The sequence below is a fragment of the Runella aurantiaca genome (assembly GCF_003339505.1).
GTDB lineage: Bacteria > Bacteroidota > Bacteroidia > Cytophagales > Spirosomataceae > Runella > Runella aurantiaca.
This window is the reverse complement of the sequence record NZ_QPIW01000017.1, coordinates 119,613-143,037: the sequence shown is the minus strand read 5'-3', so window position 1 is coordinate 143,037 and position 23,425 is coordinate 119,613. Positions and strand designations below refer to the sequence as shown.

Here is a 23,425-nt window from a genome sequence, read left to right as displayed (position 1 = left end):
CATTAAAGATTTGGGAAATTGTTGCGTTATAAGAAAGAAGGACAATTAGACGATTGGGAAGGCCGATAAGAATTTTGGCAAAGTAAACAGTAATTCAAAAATAAGTTGTCTTTTTTATGATAACAACACACTGTAAATCGACAATCCAAAATCAGATATGTCTTACTTGAATATTGATTCCATCAAAGACCGCACCTTCGACGCTATCGTGGTAGGCTCGGGTATTAGCGGCGGCTGGTCGGCCAAAGAATTGTGCGATAAAGGGCTTAAAACCCTCGTTTTGGAGCGCGGGCGAGACGTCAAACATGTGACCGATTACCCCACCACGATGATGAATCCGTGGGAGTTTGACCATTTGGGACAGTTGCCCAAAGCCATCAAAGATGCCAACCCGATTGCGAGCCGCTGTTATGCTTTTAAAGAAGAGTCGGCGCACTTTTTTGTGAAAGATGCCGAGCATCCTTACGTGCAGGAAAAACCCTTTGACTGGATTCGGGGCTATCATGTGGGTGGCAAGTCGCTGATGTGGGCGCGCGGAACGCAGCGCTGGTCGAAGTATGATTTTGAAGGCCCCGCCCGTGACGGTTTTGCGGTGGAATGGCCCATTCGCTACGAAGAGTTGGCACCTTGGTACAGCCACGTTGAGACGTTTGCGGGGATTTCGGGAAACAAAGACGGATTGGCACAATTGCCCGACGGAGAGTTTTTGCCGCCGTTTGAGCAATCGTGCGTAGAAAAGCATTTTAGCCAACAAATGGCGCAACATTATAAAGGAACACGCCCCATTATTGTAAGTCGATGTGCGCATTTGACCAAACCAAAACCCATTCATTATCAGCAAGGTAGGGCGCAGTGTCAGCAGCGTGATTTGTGTGTACGTGGGTGTCCATACGGTGGGTATTTCAGCAGCAATGCATCGACCCTGCCTTGGGCTGCTCGGACGGGTAACATGACCCTTCGGCCCGATTCAGTGGTGCATTCGGTGATTTATGACGAAAAACTGGGCAAGGCAACGGGCGTACGCGTCATTGATGCCCATACCAAAGAGGCCGTTGAATATTACGCCAAAATCATTTTTCTGAATGCCTCGGCGCTCAATACTAACTTGATTTTGTTGAATTCCAAATCCAATCGTTTTCCAAACGGGTTGAGCAACGACAACGGATTGTTGGGTAAATACGTGGCGTTTCACAACTTCCGGACCACTATTTCGGGCGAATACGAAGGGCTTTTGGATACTGTTACGGAAGGCAAACGCCCCGGCAGTAGTTATATCCCACGTTTTCGGAATGTGTTTCAGCAAGATAAAGTTGATTTTCTGCGGGGCTATGCAGCAGGGTTTTCAGGCGAACGGGCCATGTCCCGTAATACTTCAGACATGGGAGAAACATTGAAGGAAAACTTAGCAACACCCAAGTATGGAAACTGGCGCGTGGGCTCTTGGATGATGGGCGAAACCATTCCGAAAGAGAGTAATTATGTGACGCTTGATTCTAACCTAACCGACCAATGGGGCATTCCACTCCTGAAAGTGTCGGTGGCGTATGATGACAACGACAACAAAATGGTGAAAGATTTTCACGAACAAATGACCGAAATGTTGACATTGGCAGGCTTTACCAACATCCGAACCAACGATGTACCTAGCAAAGCCCCGGGCCTCGACATCCACGAAATGGGCGGTGTGCGCATGGGCAAAGACCCCAAAACGTCGCAATTGAATAAATGGAATCAACTCCATCACTGCAAAAACGTCTTTGTCACCGACGGAGCTTGTATGACGTCTACGTCTACGCAAAATCCATCTTTGACTTATATGGCCATCACGGCCCGTGCCACCGACTATGCCGTAAAGCAGTTGAAAGCAAAGAATATATAAACGCAAGCGTCAGTCGGTTATAAACCGCGACGTATAACCGACCGACGCTAAAAAATTCGGCATATTTTATTTGGAAACAGCGGGGCACTGCCCCGCTATTTTGTTTTATACGAACCCTAAAATTGAAAATCGGGAGGCGTATATACGATAAAAGTCACGAGTTTACTGTAAAAATAGCCTCTCCCCGCTATCTTTGCAGCCTAAGTGATGAGTTTAGCTTTACGAAAGCCGTCACGCCACCTTAAAATTGCGGTGATGAGCCGTTTACAAATTTTTTTAGAATGAAAGTCCTCAAATTTGGCGGCACTTCGTGCGGCACTGTCGAAAGTATCCAACAGGTCATTCAGATTTTACAAGATAATATTGCCAAAGGCGAGCGCATTGCCGTGGTGTATTCTGCCATGGGCGGCGTAACCAACAAGCTCATTGAGATAGGCCGCATGGCATCCAAAGGAAATGCGGAGTATTTTGAGGCGCTCAAAGCCGTTGAAGAACGCCACTTTGCGGCCATTCGGGGCTTGATTGACATTAAAAATCAAAGTAGTTCTATCGCCAAGGTGCGCGGATTGGTCAACGAATTGGAAGATTTACTGAAAGGTATTTCGCTGATTCGGGAACTGTCGGCCCGAACGCTCGATTTGTTAATGTCTTTCGGTGAGCGCCTTTCCACAACCATCATTACCGAAGCCCTCAAAGCACGTGGTGTAAAAGCGGAGTTTTGCGACGCCCGCACCCTGATACGCACCAATGATCATTTTGGCTACGCCGAAGTGGATTTTGAGGTCACAAATGCGCAAATTTTAGCCCATTTTGCCAGAACTGATGCAATGCAGTGCATTACGGGCTTCATTGCTTCTACGGCCGAAGGGATTACAACTACCCTCGGGCGGGGTGGCTCCGACTATACAGGCTCCATTTTTGGGGCGGCACTCGACGCCGACGTAATTGAAATTTGGACCGACGTAGACGGGATGATGACCGCCGACCCCCGCAAGGTTTCTACCGCATTTACGATTCCGACCATTACCTACGCGGAAGCCATGGAGTTGAGTCATTTTGGGGCCAAAGTGATTTATCCGCCGAGCTTACAGCCCGCATTTGTTAAGAATATCCCGATTAAGGTGTTGAATACCTTCAACGTATCGTCAGAAGGAACCACCGTTCATACGACCTCCGACGAAACGCCTTTTGCTATTACTGGCATCAGCTCCATTGATGACATTGCCCTTGTCAATGTGCAAGGCAGCGGTTTGATTGGGGTGGCGGGTGTATCGGCGCGCTTGTTTTCGGCGCTTTCGCGTCATAAAATCAGCGTGATTTTGATTTCACAAGCATCGTCCGAACATTCGATTTGTTTTGCCATCGACCCCAAAAACGCCGACCGCGCCAAGGAGGTTTTGGACCAAACTTTTGCGCCCGAAATCAGCGCGGGTGATATTGACCGGGATGGAATTCAGATTCAGAAAAACGTTTCTATTATTGCCATCGTGGGCGAAGGAATGCGTCGTAGTACGGGTGTTTCGGGGAAATTATTTACGGCGCTTGGCAAAAACGGTATCAACGTCATCGCCACCGCCCAAGGCTCTTCGGAGTTGAATATTTCGGTGGTTATTCAGAAAAATGACCTTTCTAAGGCCCTGAATGCCATTCATGGCGTGTTTTTTCAGTCGGAAGTACGAACGTTGAACCTGTTTATTGTCGGAACGGGCTTGATTGGAAGTACTTTTTTGAAACAACTTTCGGCACAGTCAGACTATTTAGCCAAAGAAAAGTTGCTGAAAGTCAACGTGGTAGGCTTGGCCCGTAGCAAAAAAATGTGGCTCAATCCCGAAGGCATCAGCCTGACTCATTGGAAGGAAGAACTGGACGAAAACGGCAAAACCACGAGCTTGCCGGCGTTTGTTCAGCGTATTCGTGAGTTCAACTTGCCCAACAGCGTATTCATTGACTGCACGTCCGACAAGGACATTATTCATTATTATCACCCTTTGCTCGATGCCAGCGTGTCGGTCGTGACGCCCAACAAAGTGGCCAATTCGAGCAGCTACGCGGAGTATCGACGGTTGCAGCAAACGGCAGTGCGTAAGGGAGTTAAGTTTTTGTACGAAACCAACGTGGGCGCAGGTTTGCCCATCATCAACACCATTCAGGGATTGATTGCAAGCGGGGATAAATTTGTCAAAATTGAAGCTATTTTATCAGGTACGCTGTCGTTCATTTTCAACAGCTTTGTGGCGGGGACCCGATTTGTTGATATTGTGGGGGAAGCCAAAGAAAAAGGCTACACCGAGCCAGACCCGCGCGACGATTTGAGTGGCCTCGACGTAGCGCGTAAAATCCTGATTTTGGCCCGTGAAACAGGCGTTGGACTCGAAATGAGCGACATTCAAATTGCCCCAATTTTGCCCGACAATTGTTTGCAGGCTCCAACCGTTGCTGATTTCTTTACTGAATTAGAAAATTCTGACGCGTATTTTGCGGGTTTGCTGCAAGCGGCTGCCGAAAAAGGAGAAAAATTGCGCTATATCGCTACGCTCGAAAACGGCAAAGCTACGCTTCAGTTGCGCACCGTCGATGCCGACCATCCTTTTTATTCTCTTTCGGGCGCGGACAACATCGTTTCGTTTACCACCGAGCGTTACAACTCGCGGCCGTTGGTGGTCAAAGGACCGGGCGCTGGGGCAGAAGTGACGGCTTCAGGCGTATTTGCCGACGTGATGAGCATCAGTAGTTATTTGTCATAAAACTGAAAATCAGTACGCTGCTGAACGTCGGCGGGGCTTCAAGCCTCGCCGACGTTTTTTTTGTAAATGCCTTTTTTTAGCCGATTGATGGGTATGTGCAAATCCAAGTTGCCTAAATTTGTCCTGTACCGATTAGTAAAAGGGTACATTTCATCTCAAATATTATTATATCTTTGTTCGTGATGAACTCTTAATTCTATGAGAATGAAAGCGATTGCCTCAACACATTTATTGTGTTTGGTCCTATTCGTAAATGCTGCTTTTGCACAAATAAGTCCAGTTGACAGCCTAAAAAAAGTCCTTGCTCAGCCCATGCCCGATACGGCCCGGGTGCTTACGCTCGACCAACTGAGTCTTCGGTTGATGTATTCAAAGCCAGTGGTTGCGATGCAGTATTCTCAAGAAGGATTAGATTTGGCCGAAAAAATTAATTTTCCCCGGGGAAAAGTCCGAAATATGAACCGTTTGGGGTCTATTCTGCGCTTTACGAGCAATTATGCCGAGGCGTTGGCGATGCACTTTAACGCCCTGAAAATTGCGGAAAAAATTGATGACCAAGAAGGTGTTGCCCGAACCCTCAACAACATCGGGATTTTGTATTCCGAACAAAAAGACTCCAAAAAGGCCATTGAGTACTACTTTAAGACCAAAGTCATTGCCGAAAAAATAAATGATCAAAACCTTCTTCAAATTTCGTTGGTCAATCTCGGAACCGATTATGCTCTTCTAAATCAATCTGATTCAGCGCGTTTTTATACCGAAGCGGCCTACGAGATGGCCCTCAAACGTAAAAGTAGCAATGTGCCTGTACTGTTGATGAATCTGGGTAATATTTACAACCGAATGGGAAATTATCCCTTGTCGCTCAAGTACTATCGTTCGGCGCTGCCTTACCTGAAAGCCGCCGAGAATAATCGACTTTTGAGCCAAACGTATTTTGAGATGGCCCAGGTCTTTAAAGCACGAAAACGCCTTGATTCTTGTCAGTATTACGCCCAAAAATCCTTGACATTGAGTCGGGAAGTCAACAATACAAAGTATATCTATGAGGCAGGAATGTTGCTTGCGTCGTTGTATGAATCCAACGATAAAGCCAAGGCCTACGATTATTTTAAGCTGGCGGCGGTGGCCAAAGACAGTATTTTTAGTGAAGAAAAAACAAAGCAAATTCAAAATTTAGGCTTAAATGAGCAATTGCGGCAACAGGAACTGAGCGCCACTCGAAAAGAGTTTGAGAATCAGCGAAGAATGTACCTTTTGTTTGGGGTGATGGGCGTTATTTTGATTGTGATGGTGATTCTCTATCGGAACAATATTCAGAAGAATCGGGCAAATGAACTTTTGCACAAACAAAAAGAGGCCATTCAAACCCAAAAGAAGCAACTCCAGACGTCGCTCGAGACCCTTAAAAATACACAGGCCCAGCTCATCCAAAGGGAAAAACTCGCCAGCTTGGGCGAGCTTACCACGGGCATTGCCCACGAGATTCAGAACCCGTTGAATTTCGTAAATAATTTTGCTGACATCAGCGTGGGTATGGTGCAGGAGTTGATGGAAATCAAAGAAGAAGTCAAGCTTCGAACCAATTCGGTAGCCGCAGTCCAAACGGGGGGCGAATTACCTCCTGATATTAAGGCACAAAACGAGGAGGATGAGATTTTAGAAATGGAGCTTTTGGGCAGCTTGGAAAAGACCCTTCAGAAAGTCACCAACCACGGGCAACGCGCCAGCGACATCGTGAAAAGTATGCTCGAACACTCGCGCACGGGTACGGGCGAACCAGACATCACTAACATCAACAAAATCGTTGACGAATACCTCCGCCTTGCGTTTCATGGCATGAAGGCCAAGTACAAAAATTTCAATTCGGCCTATGAATTCGTGGCTGATGAAAATCTACCCGAGATCACCGTTGTGCCGCAGGATATTGGCCGGGTTATGATGAATTTGTGTAACAACGCGTTTTATTCGGTCAATTTTAAAGCCAATCAGACGAGTAAACAGAACGACGGCATGATGGCGGTATTGGCTACTTACCAACCCAACGTAACGGTGATTACAAAAAAAGGGAAGGACATGATTGAAATCCACGTAAAAGACAACGGCACCGGAATTGCGGATAATGTGCGGGGTAAGATTTTTCAGCCGTTTTTTACGACCAAACCCACGGGCGAAGGCGCTGGGCTGGGATTGTCGCTCAGCTACGACATCGTGGTCAAAGGCCACGGCGGCACCATTGATGTAGAGACGGTAGAGGGTGAAGGAGCTACGTTTATTGTCAAGTTGCCGATTAAATCATTTGCCGAAGAAGAGAAAAAGAAGGTGAAAAAATAGTTCGTTTTGATTATATTTAACTGTTCATTAAACCATTACTTAACTTCCTTACATTATGAATAAGTCTTTTTTTATTACTTGTATTCTTTTGATAGCGGCTCACCTTTCATTTGCTCAGGCACACATTGAGACCGAAGGAGAGAGCAGCAGCATTGAGCCGATGTCGGTAGTTATCGGCGTGGTGATAGGCTTGGTGGTTGGTTATTTGGTAGGCTCGAAAATGGGTAAAAAGTAATAGTGTATAAAAGGGGGGACACTATAAATCCCTCCTTTTAATGTGTTCTAGGGTAATCAACAACGGGACGATTTTACCTTCATGTTTTTCCCGTAACTCAAAACCCATCTTCTTCGTTTTGTAGTCAATTTGCTCGTAATTCAATAATTTTGAGCCCATTACCTTCTGCACCCGCTGGGTAAAAGTTCCTTTTTGCCCATTCATGGCGGTGATACAACTGTCGATGTTGACTTCTTTATCAGAAAACAAAAACAGCCAAGATTCTGTCCCAGTGATTTCATTGAGTGCGTACACTTGCTCCTCTGAAGGGAGAAATACCTTGGTGTTGGCACCAACTACGGGGCTGATGGAATCAATCGGGAAAAGCTTATCAACGCTGGGCTGGGTGGCATTGGCGCCGAGTACATACAGGTAGGTTTGTTTATCTACGTTAATGCGGAATTTATATTCGGTGTCGGTTTGTTGCGGGTCGCGGAGTGAGTAGGCCACCAACGGCTCATTGGCGGCGGTGTTTCCTTCGGGTGACTGGCGCGTAAAAGGAAGTTCTACGGGGCGTAAATTGGCCAGTTCGATGGTCACATCGCCCGAGCGTAGGGCCTCGGTCGTGTAGTTGTTGGGGGATAGATACGCCTGAAAGCCGTATTTGGTGTGCTTGGTGTAATCATCGTACCGAATCCAGAAAAACCCATCTTCGCCCCAATCTTCTCCTCGGCTGTTGACGACGTGAAAAGCCCCGCCAAATTTTTTTTCATCGTAGCCCACCACGCAAACGGCGTGCCCGCCGCGTAAATTGTCCGATTTATTAGGGTCCCATAGGCCGTACTCGTCGCCCGAGCCAATGCCAAAAAAACGCAAAATGCGCATCCAGAGTTTGGGCCAAAAACCGAGCTCGTCCAACGAAGGAGTAGTTTGAATGGCAATAACGACGGGCGTTCCTTCGGCCAATGCCTTCTTGGTTGCGACCACGATGTCTTCCTGTTGGTCGTTCAACCCAAAAAGGCGTATATAATCCATGATTTTGGATTCTGCCGCTGGCCGTAACGAGGTCATCGGCGTACAGTCGGGATAGCCCTGTTGGGCGAGTCGGGCCACTCCGTTGGTTTTCAAAAATTCAAGGGCATTTGCTACTTCTGCCCCTTTTTTACACGCGTCGTCGTTGGGGGATTTGATGGCGTTGTAAAGAAAAGAGGGCGAAAAACGCAGCGCATCTATCGAATCTTTGTTGGTAATATTGAGCCGTTTGGCTTCTAATATTGTACGCATGTAGTAGGCCGTCGAAAATCCCACGCAGGTGCCGAGGGTCCCTTGGTTGAGAACCGAAGGTACATACATCGACAAATCCACTTTGGGGGGGAGCCCGTCTTCGTTGACCACCAGACTCGATTTTTTTTTCAGGACATTATTGTACGAAGTATCGTTGAAATTCAGTCCTTGGGCGTGCAGTGCGGTATGGCCCAGCATCCACAAAAAAGTGAGTAAGGAGAGGTGCTTTGTAGAATTCATACGATTGACTTTGAGGGGATTATCGGGTAGCTTTGACAACTGGTTTGGCGGCAGCGGGACGACAACTTACGGGGACCTGACTCAAGCCCGCGTATTCGGGGATAAAGGATTTCGTAATTTTGTTAATTCTTGCCAACAGGTTGTTTAGGGTTACCTCTTTGAGGTTTTTTGCGTACAGCATATCCTCAAAAGCCTCGGTAAGCGAATAAGTAAAGACCGAATTTCGTTGGATGGTAAAGACTGGTTTCCCCTTTTGTCCACTGGATATTTTCAGGATACGGCAAGGCTCGCCGAGAAACAGTTTTTTTAGAATTTCTTTGCTACGGTCGTGTTTTACAATCGTATTTCTGGGCAGGGGAGTAGGGTATCGGTCAATCATTTTGTTTCGGCAATCGGCCATCACAATACCTAGTCGGAGTCTTTTGGTCTGAAGGATAGCGGCCACTTCATCAATGGATACCAGACTGTGTTTGTCAAGTTTAAACAAACCGGGATTATCTAATTGCATTGAAGGCAGGGTGCTTTTGTCGGGGTAGGTGCCAAAGCCAGAGTAATAAAAAACAACAATGTCGTTGGGGTGAATGGAGGTGTCGTTGACCGCATTTCTAACGGCCTTTTCGGTAAGTCCATCCACTCTTTGGTTGACATAAACGGTTTGTAAATGGTATCCGATTTGCGTACTGATTTTTTTAAACATGGTGCTTACCATCTCTTCATCCTTGAGGCTTATCATCCCAAAATCTTTGTTCTCATAGTCTGAGGCCAGAATGAGGTGCAGCTTTTGGGCGCGGCTAATAAAAGGGGAAAGGGCAAACAGAAAAAGGAAAAAGTAACTTTTCATAAAAAGGGTTATTTATTTCGGAATCGTCCAATGAGTGCCATAAACTCGGGCATTTCTCTGAGGTAGTCAAACTCGGGATTTTTGCTGATACTGTCAAAATTGGTGTAGCCTCTTTCTAGGGCTTTGCCTAGCCACTCAACGGCTTCAAAAGGAAGTTTTTGGCGGGCTTTGATGGTGGCAATGTAATAGTAAGCGCGGAAATATGCTGGATTGAGTTCGATGACTTTTTTGTAAGAAGCCTCGGCTTCGGCTAGTCTATTTTGTCTTTCCAACAGGTTGCCATAGTTATTATGAAAATTGGCATCGTTGGGCGTAAATCCAAGGGCTTTTTTATAGGCAGTTTCGGCTTCTTCAAAACGGTTTTGGCGAGAAAGCAAATTTCCATAATTGCTGTAAACCAGACCGTTCATGGCGTTCAATTCAATGGACTTTTTATAGGCGGCTTCGGCGTCGGCAAAACGATTTTGGGCTGCCAGCAAAATGCCGTAACTGTTGTAAATGTAGGCGTCGTTGGGGTTGAACTCAATGGCTTTTTTGTACATCACTTCCGCTTCTTCGGGCCGATTGCCCGCACTGAGCAGCATTCCGTAGTTCTTGTACACTTCCGAATCGGTAGTGTTGAGTTGAATCGCTCGTTTGTATTCAATTTCGGCTTCGGTAAGACGGTTTAAATTTTTGAGTAACACCGCGTAATTTTTGTGCACGTTGGCATCGTTGGCGTTGAGTTCGATGGAGCGCCGGTAGGCGGCTTCGGCCTCATTTTGTCGGCCCTGACGAGCCAGCAGGTTGCCGTAGTTTCCGTACACGACGGAGTTGGTGGGGTTAAGCTCAAAGTATTTTTTATACGCATTTTCGGCCTCGGCAAAACGGTTTTGAGCCGCCAATAAAACACCGTAGCTATTATAAACGAAGGCGTCGTTGGGGTTTAATTCAATGCATTTTTTATATTCGTTTTCGGCCTCTGCCTGGCGGTTTTGGGAAACCAATAATATGCCATAATTAAAATGCGCTTGGGCATCGTTGGGGTCTAGTTGGATAGACTTCTGAAACGCCGTTTCGGCTTCTGCTGGGCGGTTCTGGACTGCCATGACAATCCCATAATTGCTGTAAGCGGTGGCGTAGTTGGGTTGCAGCTCAATGGCTTTTTTGTACGCATTTTCGGCCTCGTTGTACCGCTTTTTTGCGTTGAGTAGCATACCATAATTATTATACGTTTCGGCGTCGTTGGTTTTTAACTCAATGGCCTTTTTGTAAGCCTCTTCGGCGGCTTCGGCTTTGTTTTGAGTCGAGAGTAGGTTGCCGTAGTTTTTGTAGACTACGGGGTCGTCAGATTTTAATTCAATGGCTTTTTTGTACGCGGCTTCTGCTTCGGCTCGTTTGTTTTGGGCGGCCAACGTCATCCCGTAATTTACGTGTAAAAAACTCCAGTTGGGGGCAAATTGAATTCCTTTCTCAAATACCCGCTGTGCTTCACTATACGATTTTTTCAAGTACAGAATGCGACCTGCGTCGTTGTAGGCGGGAGAAAACGTGCTGTCGGCGTCGAGGGCCTGACGGAAGTTCAGTAAAGCGGCATCGGGATTGACAGATTCGGCGATTAGGCCTTTGTAATAAGAAACCCGCGCCCGAAGATTGGGGTACAAAAAATGTGATTTCCCCAAAATTAGGTACGTTTTTTCTAAATATCGGATGTTCTTTTGGTAAGCACTTGTCACTTCTGGCGCATTTTTGTTTTCCAAAAGACCCGCAAACGCTTTTGATGATTCTTCCAGCAAGGCCGCCGCAAACTCCCGCTTAATGAAGGGATGCATGTCTTTGATAGAAGGAGCCGCAAGCAATCTTTCAAAATAGCCCTCGGCAGCGTTGGGTACATCGAGCAATTGTTTATTGGTGACCGCTTCCTGAAAATCAGTGTACAGTTTTTTGACGTCTGTCTCTGCTTCTTCCAAAATGGTTTGGGTTACGCCCCGGCCCTGTACTGCTGCAAAGAGTGGCGGTGGCACATTTTGACGGACAGATGCCAACGTGGCAGCGTCTACTTTGACGATGGGCAGTGATTTGTCGGCGGCTACCAAAAGAGGGTTTTGGGGATTAGGGGCGGCTTCGGCGGTAACGCGGTCTTCCAGATAGCGTTCCAATTCACGCAGGGTAACGGTTTTGTCACCGTCGGTATCGGCCAGTCCTTGCATTCCTCTGATAAGGTGATAGCTGAACAGCCCGCGACCGCCTCCCCATTGGTATCCTTCCAGCGACAACTCATTGGCCTGACACGCCATAAATTTCACTTCATTGGCTACTTGTTTGAGCAATTGTTGGCCCATGAGCTGAACCCCGCCGATTTCATTTCCTGCTAATTTCCCCGCCCGACACGCATCCAAAAACAACAATATTTGAGCGTGATTTTTGGTTGAGAGGGTGGCAATGTAATCCTGCAAATAGAGCACGGCAAAGGCCGTAGAATTATAATTGTTGCTGTAAGAATCGTGGGTAAGCAAAAAACCGCGTTGGGCAATGGTGCGGGATTCTTGGTCGCCGTGCCCCGAAAAATACAAGAATACGCGGTCGTTGGGCTTGACAAAATCCAGCAGGTTTCCCATGGCGCGGTCTACCTGCCCCAGAGTTGCTTTGTCGTTTAGTAGAAGTTGGATGTTGGATTCTGGTACTGAGCCTCCCGCGGGAGACGTTAGAAAATTATAAAAAGCAAGGGCGTCGTCGCCAGCAAATCGGAGTGAATTGATGTGGAGATATTGCGACACGCCCACAATCACTGCCCACGTTTGCCCCACTGTTTTTGGGGCCATGTTGGCCTTTTCCACTTTTTGACCGCGTTCTTCCTGCGCTTCAATCTGGCCCGTAAACGTGATAAAAGCCCAAAAAATGAATAAGAGTTTTTGAAGTTTCATAAAGCGTAAAGTAGGTCCAATCAGGTTTAGCAGATGGCAAATGTATAATAAAAAGGGTAGGGGGGTACAGACTTACTTTAAAGTAAAATTAACTGATTTTTTCCTCCTTTTAAAAGGAAATCGTAAAGGCTTTTTGGAACATTTATTTTTCGGATGAAAGGAATATTATTTAGCGTGGAAATGAGTTGCGGCGGAACATTAAGAATGATTGACGGGAAAAGTCCCTTTGAATGGACAAAACGCGGCGGTTCGTAAGAATCTCCTCAAAAATACCGGGAATCAATAGCTTTCCAAGAAAACGGCATCGTTTTTACTACATTAAATTTTCGAGCAAAGGTTGTTGGTAACTGTTTGGAAATGAGATTTAAACATTGTACAATTGAAGTAATTTAAAGCTTCTTCCACTAGGAGAAATCTCCAAAAAGACCTCTGCCCCAAATGGAAGAAGATGGTTTTTATCTTAGTTGCTGGCGTTGCGAGTATGGCATTAAAGTTTTTAAAAGTCCTATTTAACTACGATTTGTATTGTCTTAGCGATAAAACGCTCCCGCTCACCAACAGGGATAGCAGATACGCAATCACTGTCTTTTTAAACGGTATATCTACTGGAGGTAGTATTTGGAGTAGATTAATAGTTTAGACACTGATTGAAAACCTATTATTGAAGATAAAAATTCATTTGACTCATCACAGTAAAAAACCATAAGAATTTGAAGTTTCAGGCAAATCTGATGGTTAAGCCTGGGATGTATGATATTTTACCCTTCTAAACCTCTTACGTTGATAATGAAACTCTTCTTTCTAAGCTTCTTGATGGCTTTTCTTTCAGGGGCCATTTGCTTTGCCCAAAGCCGACAAGAAATTGATAGTTTAAAGCATGAATTATCCATTGCTAAGCATGATACCAATCGGGTACTGATTTTGGTAGAATTAGCTGTAAGCTATCAAAATACCAATACGGACTCCGCCCTGAAATACGGGCAAAAGGCCCTTGATTTAGCACAAAAAATAAAATTTTTGCGAGGCCAGGCGAGGGCTTTTCATCGGTTGGGCTCTACATATAGGGTTATCGGAGACCTGCCCCAAGCGTTAAGTTTAATCTATAACGGCTTACAAATTTCCGAAGAAAATCACTTTTATTATGAATCTACCCGAGGCCTGAATTCTTTGGGCCTACTCTTTTTAAATTTAAACGATGGTACAAAAGCCGTGAATTATTTACAACAGGCTTTGAAGTCAAATCAATTGGTGGAAAATTCAGAAGAGAAAGAAGAGGCAAATGTTCTAATTATGTCAAACATTGGTCGTATCTATCTGGAAAGAAATCAATTGGATTCAGTCGTTTACTACTTTCGTAAAGCCCAAATTTTAGACCGGAAGGGCATTTTAAGATCTTCCCCCAGTCATATCAGCAATTTAGGGCAAATTGAATTTTTATTAGGAAACGGTCAAAAAGCGATGGAGTATTCCCAAAAAGCCATCCAACTCTGTAAACAGAACAATGACCATCGAACAGCGGGTACAGTTTATGGTGTCTTTGCCAACTATTTTAAAGAGCTCAATCAACCCGATTCTGCTATTCATTATTCAAAAATAGGCCTTGTTGAATCTCAATCCATTGATTTTAAGGATGGTATATTACGCAATAGCCGTTTGTTGGCAGAGCTTTATGAGTCAAGAGACATTCAAAAAGCGTATGAGTACCAAAAAATTGCCACGACTACCAATGAGGATTTATACGGAGCAAAAAAAATACAGGTATTACAAAAAACAATTGTTGATGAAATAGACCGCCAACGTCAGATGGAAGTCGAGCTAGTCACTCATCAAAATCAACTGAAGCAATATGCTTTTCTGGCAGGTTTGGGTGTACTTCTGTTGATTGCTTTCATTTTGTATCGTACCAACAAGCAACAAAAGAGAGTCAATCACCTGCTTCATCGCCAAAAAGAAGAAATCAACCACCAGCGCGACAAAGCCGAAAAAACCCTGACTGAACTCAAATCCACCCAATCTCAACTCATCCAGAAAGAAAAACTCGCCAGCCTCGGCGAACTCACGGCGGGTATCGCCCACGAGATTCAGAATCCCCTGAATTTTGTCAATAACTTTTCGGAATTGAGCGTGGAATTGGTTTCGGAGTTATTGGAAGAACGGAACAAGGAACACGGAGAACGGGATGAAGAACTGGAAAAAGAGTTATTGAATGACCTCGCTCAAAATCAAGAGAAAATCAATCTTCACGGCAAACGTGCTTCGAGCATTGTAAAAGGGATGTTGGAGCATTCTCGCCAGTCGACGGGTGAGCGCGAACTGACGGATATAAATCAATTGGCCGATGAATATTTGCGTCTGGCTTATCATGGTTTTCGAGCAAAAGATAAAGACGGTTCGGCGACCCGATTTAACTCTGAATATGAGCTGATTATGGATAAAGACTTGCCGAAAATTGAAGTGGTTCCACAGGAAATCGGCAGGGTATTGTTGAACCTAATCAATAATGCGTTTTATGCCGTCAACGCCAGACGCGACTGCGCGTCTGCGGTTCAAAATGCTGCCGACGTTAATTACTCGCCCAAAGTTGTTGTCAGCACCCAAGTTGTTGACAATCAAGTTGTCATCCAAGTTAAAGACAACGGCGTGGGTATGTCAAAAGAAGTACAAGCCAAAATTTTTCAACCTTTCTTCACCACCAAACCCACGGGCAAAGGTACGGGTTTGGGGCTGAGTTTGGCGTATGATATTGTGACCAAGGGGCATGGCGGTACCATTGAGTGTGAGAGTGTGGAGGGCGAAGGGACGACGTTTATCGTGACATTGCCGATTCAAAATAGTTAAAAATGCTTTGGTTATGAGATATTTACTTGTATTCATTTGGTTATTTCCTTTCAATTCTTTCGCCCAAAAAAGCGAAACACCGCTTGGCGATGTATATCACATTGACAGCCTACCTACCAGTGGTATTTTATTGGACAAAGGCTGGAAATGGCACGCGGGCGATAATCCTGATTTTGCAAAAGCTGATTTTGATGACAGCAAATGGGAAAGTATTGATCCTACGAAGGACATTATGGACTTGCCGCAGGTACGAAAGGCTGGTATCGGCTGGCTTCGACTGAACCTCCACGTTGATAGCACCCTGCTACAACAACAGGCAATTACGTTATTGGTAAGTCAAGTTGCTGCCTCTGCCTTGTATTGCAATGGACAACTGATTCTACGTCTGGGTACGGTTTCGCCAAATGCCGATGAGGTAGATGCTGTTTATACGACCTATCATAGTTTTGGCTTACCCGGAGTGGGAAAATCAAACTATGTACTGGCGGTGCGAATCGCTTTTCAGCCCCATCTCCCCTATACTAAATTTGGGGCTGGACCAAACTCCCTATACCGGGTATATGTCGTTGCCGACAGTCTACTTGATCCTTTCAGCCCTCCAGTACTAGGGTCCGCCAAATATTTAACCTACACTTTTGTTAAGGCAGGTCTGTTTTTTATACTGGCTTTGCTACATCTCTGCTTTTTCATTTTTTATCCTTCGCAAAAGGCGAACTTGTTTTTTGCCATTTCATCGCTGTTGTTCTTTGTACATTGGCTGGGTTTGGGACTGAAAATAACTTGGTTACTTAGTGATTTAGATACCCTGATGTACGTGGGTCAGCTGAGGGCTGTCCTGTTTCCTGTCAATTACATTTGTTTAGTTACCGCCCTTTATACCGCTTACGCGTTACCTAAGTCATTTTATTACTGGGCAGGCGTTGGAGTCTGCGGTTTGTTAATAGTCATCTATTTCTTTAACTATCAAAGCGGTGTTGTTTGGATAGAAATAGGTTCGACCATTGTGATGACGGCCGAAGCCATACGAATAACGGTTATGGCCGTAGTCAGGAAACACCGGGGAGCCAACATCATTCTGATCGGACTGGTGTTTTCATTTGTTTGTCTCTCCATGCGGTATCTTACCCAATTCACGTCTTTGCTGCCTTATTTTCGTATCAATGGCTACGGTACTACATTTGATATCTTTGGTGTCCTGCCACTCCCTCTCTTTCTTTCTGTTTACCTGGCCAGTGAGTTTGCTTTTGCCAGTAAGAGTTTAGCGGCACAATTAGTTGCGGTGAAGCAACTTTCGGCTCGGACCCTTGCCCAAGAGCAGGAGAAACAACAAATTCTGTCCACGCAAAATGAAACGCTCGAAAAGCAAGTTACTGAGCGAACTGCCGAATTAAAGGCTTCCCAAAATCAACTTATTCAAAAAGAAAAACTTGCCAGCCTTGGCGAATTGACGGCAGGCATCGCCCATGAGATACAAAACCCCTTGAATTTCGTCAATAACTTCTCGGAACTCTCAGTTGAACTAATAGGGGAGCTAAAAAGCCCCCTAACCCCCGATGGGGGAATTCGAGAGGGCGAAAAGGTAGATATGGAGCTACTCGCAGATGTAGTGCAAAATTTGGAGAAAATCAATTTGCATGGTAAAAGGGCTTCCTCAATCGTCAAAGGGATGTTGGAACATTCACGCCAATCTACGGGAGAGCAAGCACTTACAGATATTAATCAATTGGCCGATGAATACCTACGCCTTGCCTACCAAGGATTGAGGTCTAAAAATCAGGACTTTAACTGTGATTTGATAACAGATTTTGATCCCAATCCCTCCAACATTGAAGTTGTCCCACAAGACATCGGGCGGGTACTGTTGAATCTACTCAATAATGCTTTTTATGCTGTTAATGAGCGTGTTAAAAAGGGAGAACCCAATTATCAACCCAAGGTAACAGTCGCAACGAAAGTTGCCGATAACCAACTGCAAATTCAAGTCAAAGACAACGGCACGGGCATTTCCGAAACTATCAAAGCCAAAATCTTTCAGCCTTTTTTCACCACCAAACCCACCGGTGAAGGAACGGGCTTGGGGCTGAGTTTGGCTTATGATATTGTGACGAAGGGGCATGGCGGGACGATTGAGGTAGAGAGTATGGAGGGGCAGGGGACGACGTTTACGATGCGATTGCCTAAACTATAAACGACTGATATTCAAAGAAAATCTATCCATATCTCGTATGAAAAACGTTATTTATCTACCATTTGTCAGTATCCTGAAGGTATCTTGTATTGGTTTACTCATCTTATCTCAGTACGCGTGTCGTCAATCCGAAAACAAAGGCAATGAGTCTCATCAATTGTCAGTTGTGGAGGCAAAGGGTTATAAAACCCCTGCTGACAGTCTAGAGCCGCCCAAAGTAATCCCCGTGACGGCAGCTGACTTTAAAATCACAACCGTAGGGGCTCTAAAGTCAATCCCTGCAAATACAAATATTTATGCTGCAATTGCGAAAAAGCCCTTCAAACTGAGCACTCCCACCGTTTGTACACTAGGCAAAGATTCTTTCTTGTTACCCGTCGTATCTGAGGCGATTGATAGCCAAATTACGGTAGGGCCTAGAGAAGTGGTGGTAGCCAAAGACATGGCTATCAAAGACCCAAATCCTGCTAATTTTAGCTACTACTCTAAACTGCAAGGGCTACGGCACCCCTCCGTCCGTGCTTTGATTCAGGATAAGGCTGGTAACATTTGGATAGGTATGAGGGGGGGAGGATTGAGTAGGTTTGACGGACAAAATTTCACCCATTTTTCCAACATGCCTGCCACCAACGGCAACCGAGTCATGACTTTGATTGAAGATCGTTCGGGCAATATGTGGTTTGGGTCCGAAAAAGAAGGCTTGTTCAAGTACGACGGCCAACATTTCAGATACATCATAGACAAGAAAAAAACACCAATGGGGCACGTACGCTCCATGTTGCAAGACCGAAAGGGCGCGATTTGGTTTGGTACTACCAAAGGGGGGATTGGCCAGTACGACGGCAAAAATTTTACGATATACTCTACCAAACAGGGGCTTTCAAGCAACGCGGTCAGACACCTCATTGAAGACCGGCAGGGTAACATCTGGATAGCCACCGAAAAGGGAGTGGATAAATTTGACGGTAAGAGTTTTACGCATTACACAAAGCAAAACGGTCTGCCCGCCCAAGGTATTCGGTGTTTGTTGGAAGATAAAGCTGGCAACATCTGGATGGGTACCGACAGTACTGGCGTAATCAAATACGATGGAATACAGTTCCTGAATTTTACGCAAAAAGAAGGGTTAAGTCATAATGCTATTAGCACCTTGCTGGAAGACCGAGCCGGCAACGTATGGTTGGGTACCGAAGGCGCGGGAGCCATCAAGTACGACGGTAAGCAATTTACGCACTACAACCAGAAAGAAGGATTTCCTGATAGAGAAGTGTTATGTATGCTGGAAGACCGTTCAGGCAACATCTGGTTTGGGAATTATGGTAGTTTGACCAAACTTAGCGGCATTCCGTTTAATCACTTTACGGACAAGGAGGGCTTGCTATTCAACCGAAACTGGAGCATTTTGGAGGATAAAAAAGGAAATATGTGGTTTGGCTCGCAAGCGGGCCTGTGCAAATACGATGGCAAACAGTTTACGCATTATACTTCCATAAAAGGCTTACCCTCACCACAAACTGTACGCTCAATGGTCGAAGACCGCCAGGGGAATATATGGCTGGGTTTGGGTGACGGCGGCGGGGGCTTCGCAAAATTTGACGGTAAGAAGTTTTATTACTTCAAAGACCCAAGGAGCGAAAGGGGAAATGCGATACAGGATATCATGGAAGATAGGCACGGCAATCTGTGGATGGCAAATTACGGGTCGGGCGTTTACAAATACGATGGCAAGAGCATTACTGTTTTTACCACCAAACAGGGCCTTCCCTCCAACATTACCAATAGTTTGACGGAAGACCGAAACGGTAATATCTGGATTGGCACCAGCGACGGCGGAATAGCCAAATACGACGGTAAACAATTTACCTGTTATACCACCAAAGATGGATTGCCGCACAACAGCGTTTGGACAAGCCACGAAGACAAAGCAGGCAATATATGGTTTGGTACCTCAGAAGGCACCGCCCGGTACGATGGAAAATATTTTACGGCCTTCACCCAGAAAGAAGGGCTCTCGGAGCATTATCCCCTAACACTCACCGAAGACCACGAAGGCAATATGTGGTTTATTACCCGCAATGGCCTCAATAAATTGCCCAAGGAAAAAGCCCGAAAATCTTATTTGAAAACAACCCCCAATGCCTCGGGCATTGATGAAAACCTCAACCTATTTAAAAGTTTTGGGTACGGTGATGGGTTCTTGGGGATGGGAGGACAAAGTGGAAATACCATTATTACCGACCAAGCAGGCAACATTTGGGCCTGCTCAAATGATAGAGTTACGGTGTATTACACAAATAGAGAGATGAAAAAAAATGCTCCACCTAAAACTCGGCTCACGGGTATATCTCTCTATAATGAGCCCGTAGATTGGAATACACTCATCAACAATCCTGATACTAGCATAGTGCTGGGCAATGGCGTACAAGTGGGTGATATTCGGGTAGATAGCACCATTAAATGGCAGGCATTGCCGGGCGGTCTCAGCTTGCCTTATGATAACAACTACCTGACTTTTCATTTTATCGGTATCACGATGCACCAGTCAGATAAAGTAAAATACCGATATTTTCTGGAAGGCAACGACCGAAACTGGAGTAGCCTATCTAGTAGCAACCGCGCTTCTTACAGTAACCTTTCTCCCGGTAGATACACCTTCAAAGTAAAAGCACTTAGTAGCGTGGGCGAGTGGAGCAACGAGTACCAATACACTTTTACAATTCGGCCTCCGTGGTGGGCTACTTGGTGGGCTTATTTGATTTATACTTTACTGTTTTTGAGTGGATTGAGGGCTTATATTGTGTTCCGTTCACGGCAGTTGTTGAAGAAAAACCAGATGTTGGAACATAAAGTAAACATTCGTACCCGTGAATTAGAACAGTCGTTAAGCAAACTCAAATCTACCCAAGCCCAATTGATTCAATCGGAAAAAATGGCCAGCCTCGGCGAGCTCACGGCAGGTATTGCCCACGAGATTCAGAATCCATTGAACTTTGTCAATAACTTCTCGGAAATGAGCGTTGAGCTTGCCCAAGAGTTGAAAGAAGAAGTGGTGAAACCAGAAATAGATAAGGAAGCCATCTTGGATTTGGTAACAGATTTAAGCCAGAACCAGCAAAAAATCAACCACCACGGCAAGCGTGCGAGTAGCATTGTGAAAGGAATGCTAGAACACTCAAGAGCAGGTATGAGTACAAAAGAGCTTACCGACCTCAATAAACTGGCGGATGAATCTTTGCGGCTTTCTTATCATGGATTAAGAGCCAAAGACAAAGACGGTTCGGCGACCCGATTTAACTCAGATTATGAGTTGATTATGGATAAATACTTGCCGAAAATTGAAGTAGTTCCGCAGGAAATCGGCAGGGTATTGTTGAACCTAATCAATAATGCGTTCTATGCCGTCAACGCCAGACGCGACTGCGCGTCTGCGGTTCAAAATGCTGCCGACGTTAATTACTCGCCCAAAGTTGTTGTTAGCACCCAAGTTATTGATAATCAAGTTATTATCCAAGTTAAGGACAACGGCATAGGAATGTCGGAAGCCACCAAAGCCAAAATCTTCCAGCCCTTCTTCACCACCAAACCCACAGGTGAGGGGACGGGTTTAGGGTTGAGTTTGGCGTATGATATTGTGACCAAGGGGCATGGGGGGACGATTGAGTGCGAGAGTGTGGAGGGTGAAGGGACGACGTTTATTGTAAGATTACCGATTAAGCAACAATAATCACGAGCGACAACATGATCAAACGCATTCTTCGGGCGGTACTTTTCAACCTTGTTTGTTTTTCGGGGTTTGGGCAGGATACTACGGTGGTCTTGTCCAAAAAAATGTTCGCACCAGACGAGCGACTGGTCATTTCTTCCCTAAACGGCTGGGTGTTTAAGCCAGGGAATCATGTCAATTGGTCAAAAAAGAACCTCAATACCTCCGATTGGCAACATTTTCGCCCAGCAGATATACCTACCCGCTACGCCGATTCATCAGGGTTGGTGGAGGGTTGGTTTCGGCTCAGAGTGAAGTTGGATTCAACTTTCTTTCATTTTCCCCTCAGCTTGTCCAAAGAAACATGGGCGGCAATGAATGTGTATTTGGATGGACAATTGATTCATTCATACGGTAATACAGGGAGCGCTGGGAAGCCGTTTGAAGAGCATAATCCCTACTATGTACTGCCAGTGCCTGTGCAATTACAACCTCAGGAAGAGCATTTGATTGCGATTCATATCGTGGACGAAACCTCGCAATTACAACCCCTGATGTTGCCCTCATTGCCTCGCTCCGGACAGATGCTCTCGCTTACGGGGGCTGAATACACGACCTTGATGCACCAACGTGCCGAGAATAACGCCGTCTACACCGCCACTTGGTTGTTTGTCTCTTTACTGATTGCATTGTTGCTTTGGCTGTTGTCTTTTCTGAACCTATACGAGAAGAAAATCATTCACTTGATTGCCATCGTTCAATCCCTGATTTCTGTTGAAATGCTGGCGCGTTTTTTACTTAATTTCAGCCTTTCTCACCAAGAATTATTGGTTAATGCGCTGGTATTGAGCCTGACCGCGTGGACAAGCAATGGTTTTGCGATTGTTGCCCTAGCGATGGCTTTACGCATTAAAATCTCCCGAGGATGGTCTGTCGTCATCATCGGTATACACGCTATGGGAGGTTTCCTAAATGTATATGTGTTTGACGGATTGTTGATTGATTATTATTTGCCGATACAGTTTTGTATCTTCATAGCGCTCATTTTACTCGGGCGAGACAACATCAAAGGCGCTTCCCGGGCCCTTATTATCGGGGTGATAGTGGCAAGTTGTTTTGCGATATTAATGGCATTTTTTGATTATAACGACACCCCTTACAACTACAATCTGTTGCTGACGGGCATTCGCATTTCTTTCCCGATTTCATTGGTGGTGTATGTGTCGCTGCTGATGAAGGAATTGTTGGTTGACATACAACAGCAGGCCAATAAACTCGTCAAAGTCAGTGAAGAGAAAAAACAACTGCTTGCCAACCAAAATATACTGCTCGAACAACAGGTACAACAACGCACGGCCGAGCTGAGAGCCTCGCAAGAAGACCTCGAAAAAACCTTAAATCACCTTAAAAACACGCAAGAAGAACTCATAAGACAAGAAAAGTTGGCTTCGGTTGGACAACTCACGAAGGGTATCGTTGACCGTATTTTGAATCCGCTCAACTACATCAACAATTTCTCAGAATCGTCGAGCCTTTTGGTGGATGAACTCAACGAAATGTTTGAAAAGCACAAAGACGTCGTCCCAGAAAGTATAAAAGAAGAGTTTTTGAGTGTCGTAGACCTCATTAAAAGCAGTGTGACCAAAATTTACGAGCACGGCGCTACTACGACGAGAATTGTAAAAGACATGCAAAAGCTATTGAAAGAAAAATCAAAAGACTTTTTGCAAACCGACCTCAATGTGTTTATCGAGAATGAAGCCAAATGTGTTTATGATGAAATAAAAGTAAATTATCCCGATTTTACGGTGGAACTAATCCTTGACTTGGCAAAACAACCCCTCGAAACCAAGATTCTACCGCCCGAATTTGGGGAAGTGATTGTGGCACTGATTGATAACTCATTTTATGCCCTTGCCGACAGAAGCGTGACCGATAAAGTATTTAATCCCCAAATAAAAATATCGACAGAATTGGTGAATGATGAAATTATTTTAAAACTAAAAGACAATGGAACGGGCGTTTCTCCGCGTGATTTGGAAAGGCTTTGCAATCCTTTTTTTACCACCAAACCCACCTCAAAAGGCACAGGTTTGGGGCTGTTTATGAGCAAAGACATCATAGAAATCCACAAAGGTGAAATTAGAATAGATGCAGAAGAAGGTAAATTCACGGAAGTAACAATGGTCTTGCCAACGCTGAATAAGCTTTCATCAGAAATATAAAATGCCTCCGAAGAAATAAGTAAAATGGAATA

At 45.2% G+C, this 23,425-nt stretch carries 11 protein-coding genes; 8 read left to right on the top strand and 3 right to left on the bottom strand.

Going from position 1 to position 23,425, the window contains the following annotated elements; genetic code table 11:
• The first annotated feature begins 157 nt into the window (after positions 1–157).
• From DVG78_RS19410 to DVG78_RS19395, 4 genes are all read left to right on the top strand, one after another.
• Complete coding sequence (locus tag DVG78_RS19410) at positions 158–1,879, top strand: GMC oxidoreductase (protein ID WP_114462700.1); 1,722 nt, start codon at positions 158–160, stop codon at positions 1,877–1,879.
• Positions 1,880–2,160: 281 nt separating this feature from the next.
• Positions 2,161–4,623 carry a bifunctional aspartate kinase/homoserine dehydrogenase I gene (gene thrA / locus DVG78_RS19405; protein WP_114462699.1) on the top strand — a complete coding sequence of 821 codons (2,463 nt, stop codon included), beginning with the start codon at positions 2,161–2,163 and terminating at the stop codon, positions 4,621–4,623.
• Positions 4,624–4,827: 204 nt separating this feature from the next.
• Positions 4,828–6,957, top strand: coding sequence for a tetratricopeptide repeat-containing sensor histidine kinase (locus DVG78_RS19400; RefSeq protein ID WP_158550055.1), 2,130 nt, complete (start codon positions 4,828–4,830; stop codon positions 6,955–6,957).
• A gap of 55 nt (positions 6,958–7,012) precedes the next feature.
• Complete coding sequence (locus tag DVG78_RS19395) at positions 7,013–7,192, top strand: hypothetical protein (RefSeq protein WP_114462697.1); 180 nt, start codon at positions 7,013–7,015, stop codon at positions 7,190–7,192.
• A 21-nt stretch (positions 7,193–7,213) separates the two neighbouring features.
• On the opposite strand, the gene DVG78_RS19390 is transcribed toward DVG78_RS19395, so the two are convergent.
• From DVG78_RS19390 to DVG78_RS19380, 3 genes are read right to left on the bottom strand one after another with little or no spacing between them, the layout of a single operon-like run.
• Positions 7,214–8,695, bottom strand: a complete 1,482-nt coding sequence (locus DVG78_RS19390; protein ID WP_114462696.1) for a C1 family peptidase — start codon at positions 8,693–8,695, stop codon at positions 7,214–7,216.
• Positions 8,696–8,714: 19 nt separating this feature from the next.
• Positions 8,715–9,536, bottom strand: coding sequence for a caspase family protein (locus DVG78_RS19385; protein WP_114462695.1), 822 nt, complete (start codon positions 9,534–9,536; stop codon positions 8,715–8,717).
• 8 nt (positions 9,537–9,544) lie between these two features.
• A complete protein-coding gene (locus tag DVG78_RS19380) occupies positions 9,545–12,439 on the bottom strand; it encodes a tetratricopeptide repeat protein (RefSeq protein ID WP_114462694.1) in 2,895 nt (964 codons plus the stop codon).
• A 786-nt stretch (positions 12,440–13,225) separates the two neighbouring features.
• Between DVG78_RS19380 and DVG78_RS19375 the strand changes: the two genes are divergently transcribed.
• From DVG78_RS19375 to DVG78_RS19360, 4 genes are read left to right on the top strand one after another with little or no spacing between them, the layout of a single operon-like run.
• Positions 13,226–15,277: an ATP-binding protein gene (locus DVG78_RS19375; protein WP_229598275.1), complete on the top strand. Its 2,052-nt coding sequence runs from the start codon at positions 13,226–13,228 to the stop codon at positions 15,275–15,277.
• Between the two features lie 13 nt (positions 15,278–15,290).
• A complete protein-coding gene (locus DVG78_RS19370) occupies positions 15,291–17,465 on the top strand; it encodes an ATP-binding protein (protein ID WP_229598274.1) in 2,175 nt (724 codons plus the stop codon).
• Between the two features lie 37 nt (positions 17,466–17,502).
• Entirely contained in the window at positions 17,503–21,189 is a 3,687-nt protein-coding gene (locus DVG78_RS30585) for a sensor histidine kinase (protein WP_114462692.1), read from the top strand.
• A gap of 14 nt (positions 21,190–21,203) precedes the next feature.
• Positions 21,204–23,393 (top strand): sensor histidine kinase, encoded by a 2,190-nt coding sequence (locus tag DVG78_RS19360; protein WP_114462691.1) that lies wholly within the window; start codon positions 21,204–21,206, stop codon positions 23,391–23,393.
• The last annotated feature ends 32 nt before the right edge of the window (positions 23,394–23,425 follow it).

Bases quoted from the DNA above. Each gene is read 5' to 3' on its own strand.
- DVG78_RS19400 (WP_158550055.1), top strand. From the start codon at position 4,828: ATGAAAGCGATTGCCTCAACACATTTATTGTGTTTGGTCCTATTCGTA.
- DVG78_RS19410 (WP_114462700.1), top strand. From the start codon at position 158: ATGTCTTACTTGAATATTGATTCCATCAAAGACCGCACCTTCGACGCT.
- DVG78_RS19385 (WP_114462695.1), bottom strand. From the start codon at position 9,536: ATGAAAAGTTACTTTTTCCTTTTTCTGTTTGCCCTTTCCCCTTTTATT.
- DVG78_RS19360 (WP_114462691.1), top strand. From the start codon at position 21,204: ATGATCAAACGCATTCTTCGGGCGGTACTTTTCAACCTTGTTTGTTTT.
- DVG78_RS19370 (WP_229598274.1), top strand. From the start codon at position 15,291: ATGAGATATTTACTTGTATTCATTTGGTTATTTCCTTTCAATTCTTTC.
- DVG78_RS19380 (WP_114462694.1), bottom strand. From the start codon at position 12,439: ATGAAACTTCAAAAACTCTTATTCATTTTTTGGGCTTTTATCACGTTT.
- DVG78_RS19395 (WP_114462697.1), top strand. From the start codon at position 7,013: ATGAATAAGTCTTTTTTTATTACTTGTATTCTTTTGATAGCGGCTCAC.
- DVG78_RS30585 (WP_114462692.1), top strand. From the start codon at position 17,503: ATGAAAAACGTTATTTATCTACCATTTGTCAGTATCCTGAAGGTATCT.
- DVG78_RS19375 (WP_229598275.1), top strand. From the start codon at position 13,226: ATGAAACTCTTCTTTCTAAGCTTCTTGATGGCTTTTCTTTCAGGGGCC.
- DVG78_RS19390 (WP_114462696.1), bottom strand. From the start codon at position 8,695: ATGAATTCTACAAAGCACCTCTCCTTACTCACTTTTTTGTGGATGCTG.
- thrA (WP_114462699.1), top strand. From the start codon at position 2,161: ATGAAAGTCCTCAAATTTGGCGGCACTTCGTGCGGCACTGTCGAAAGT.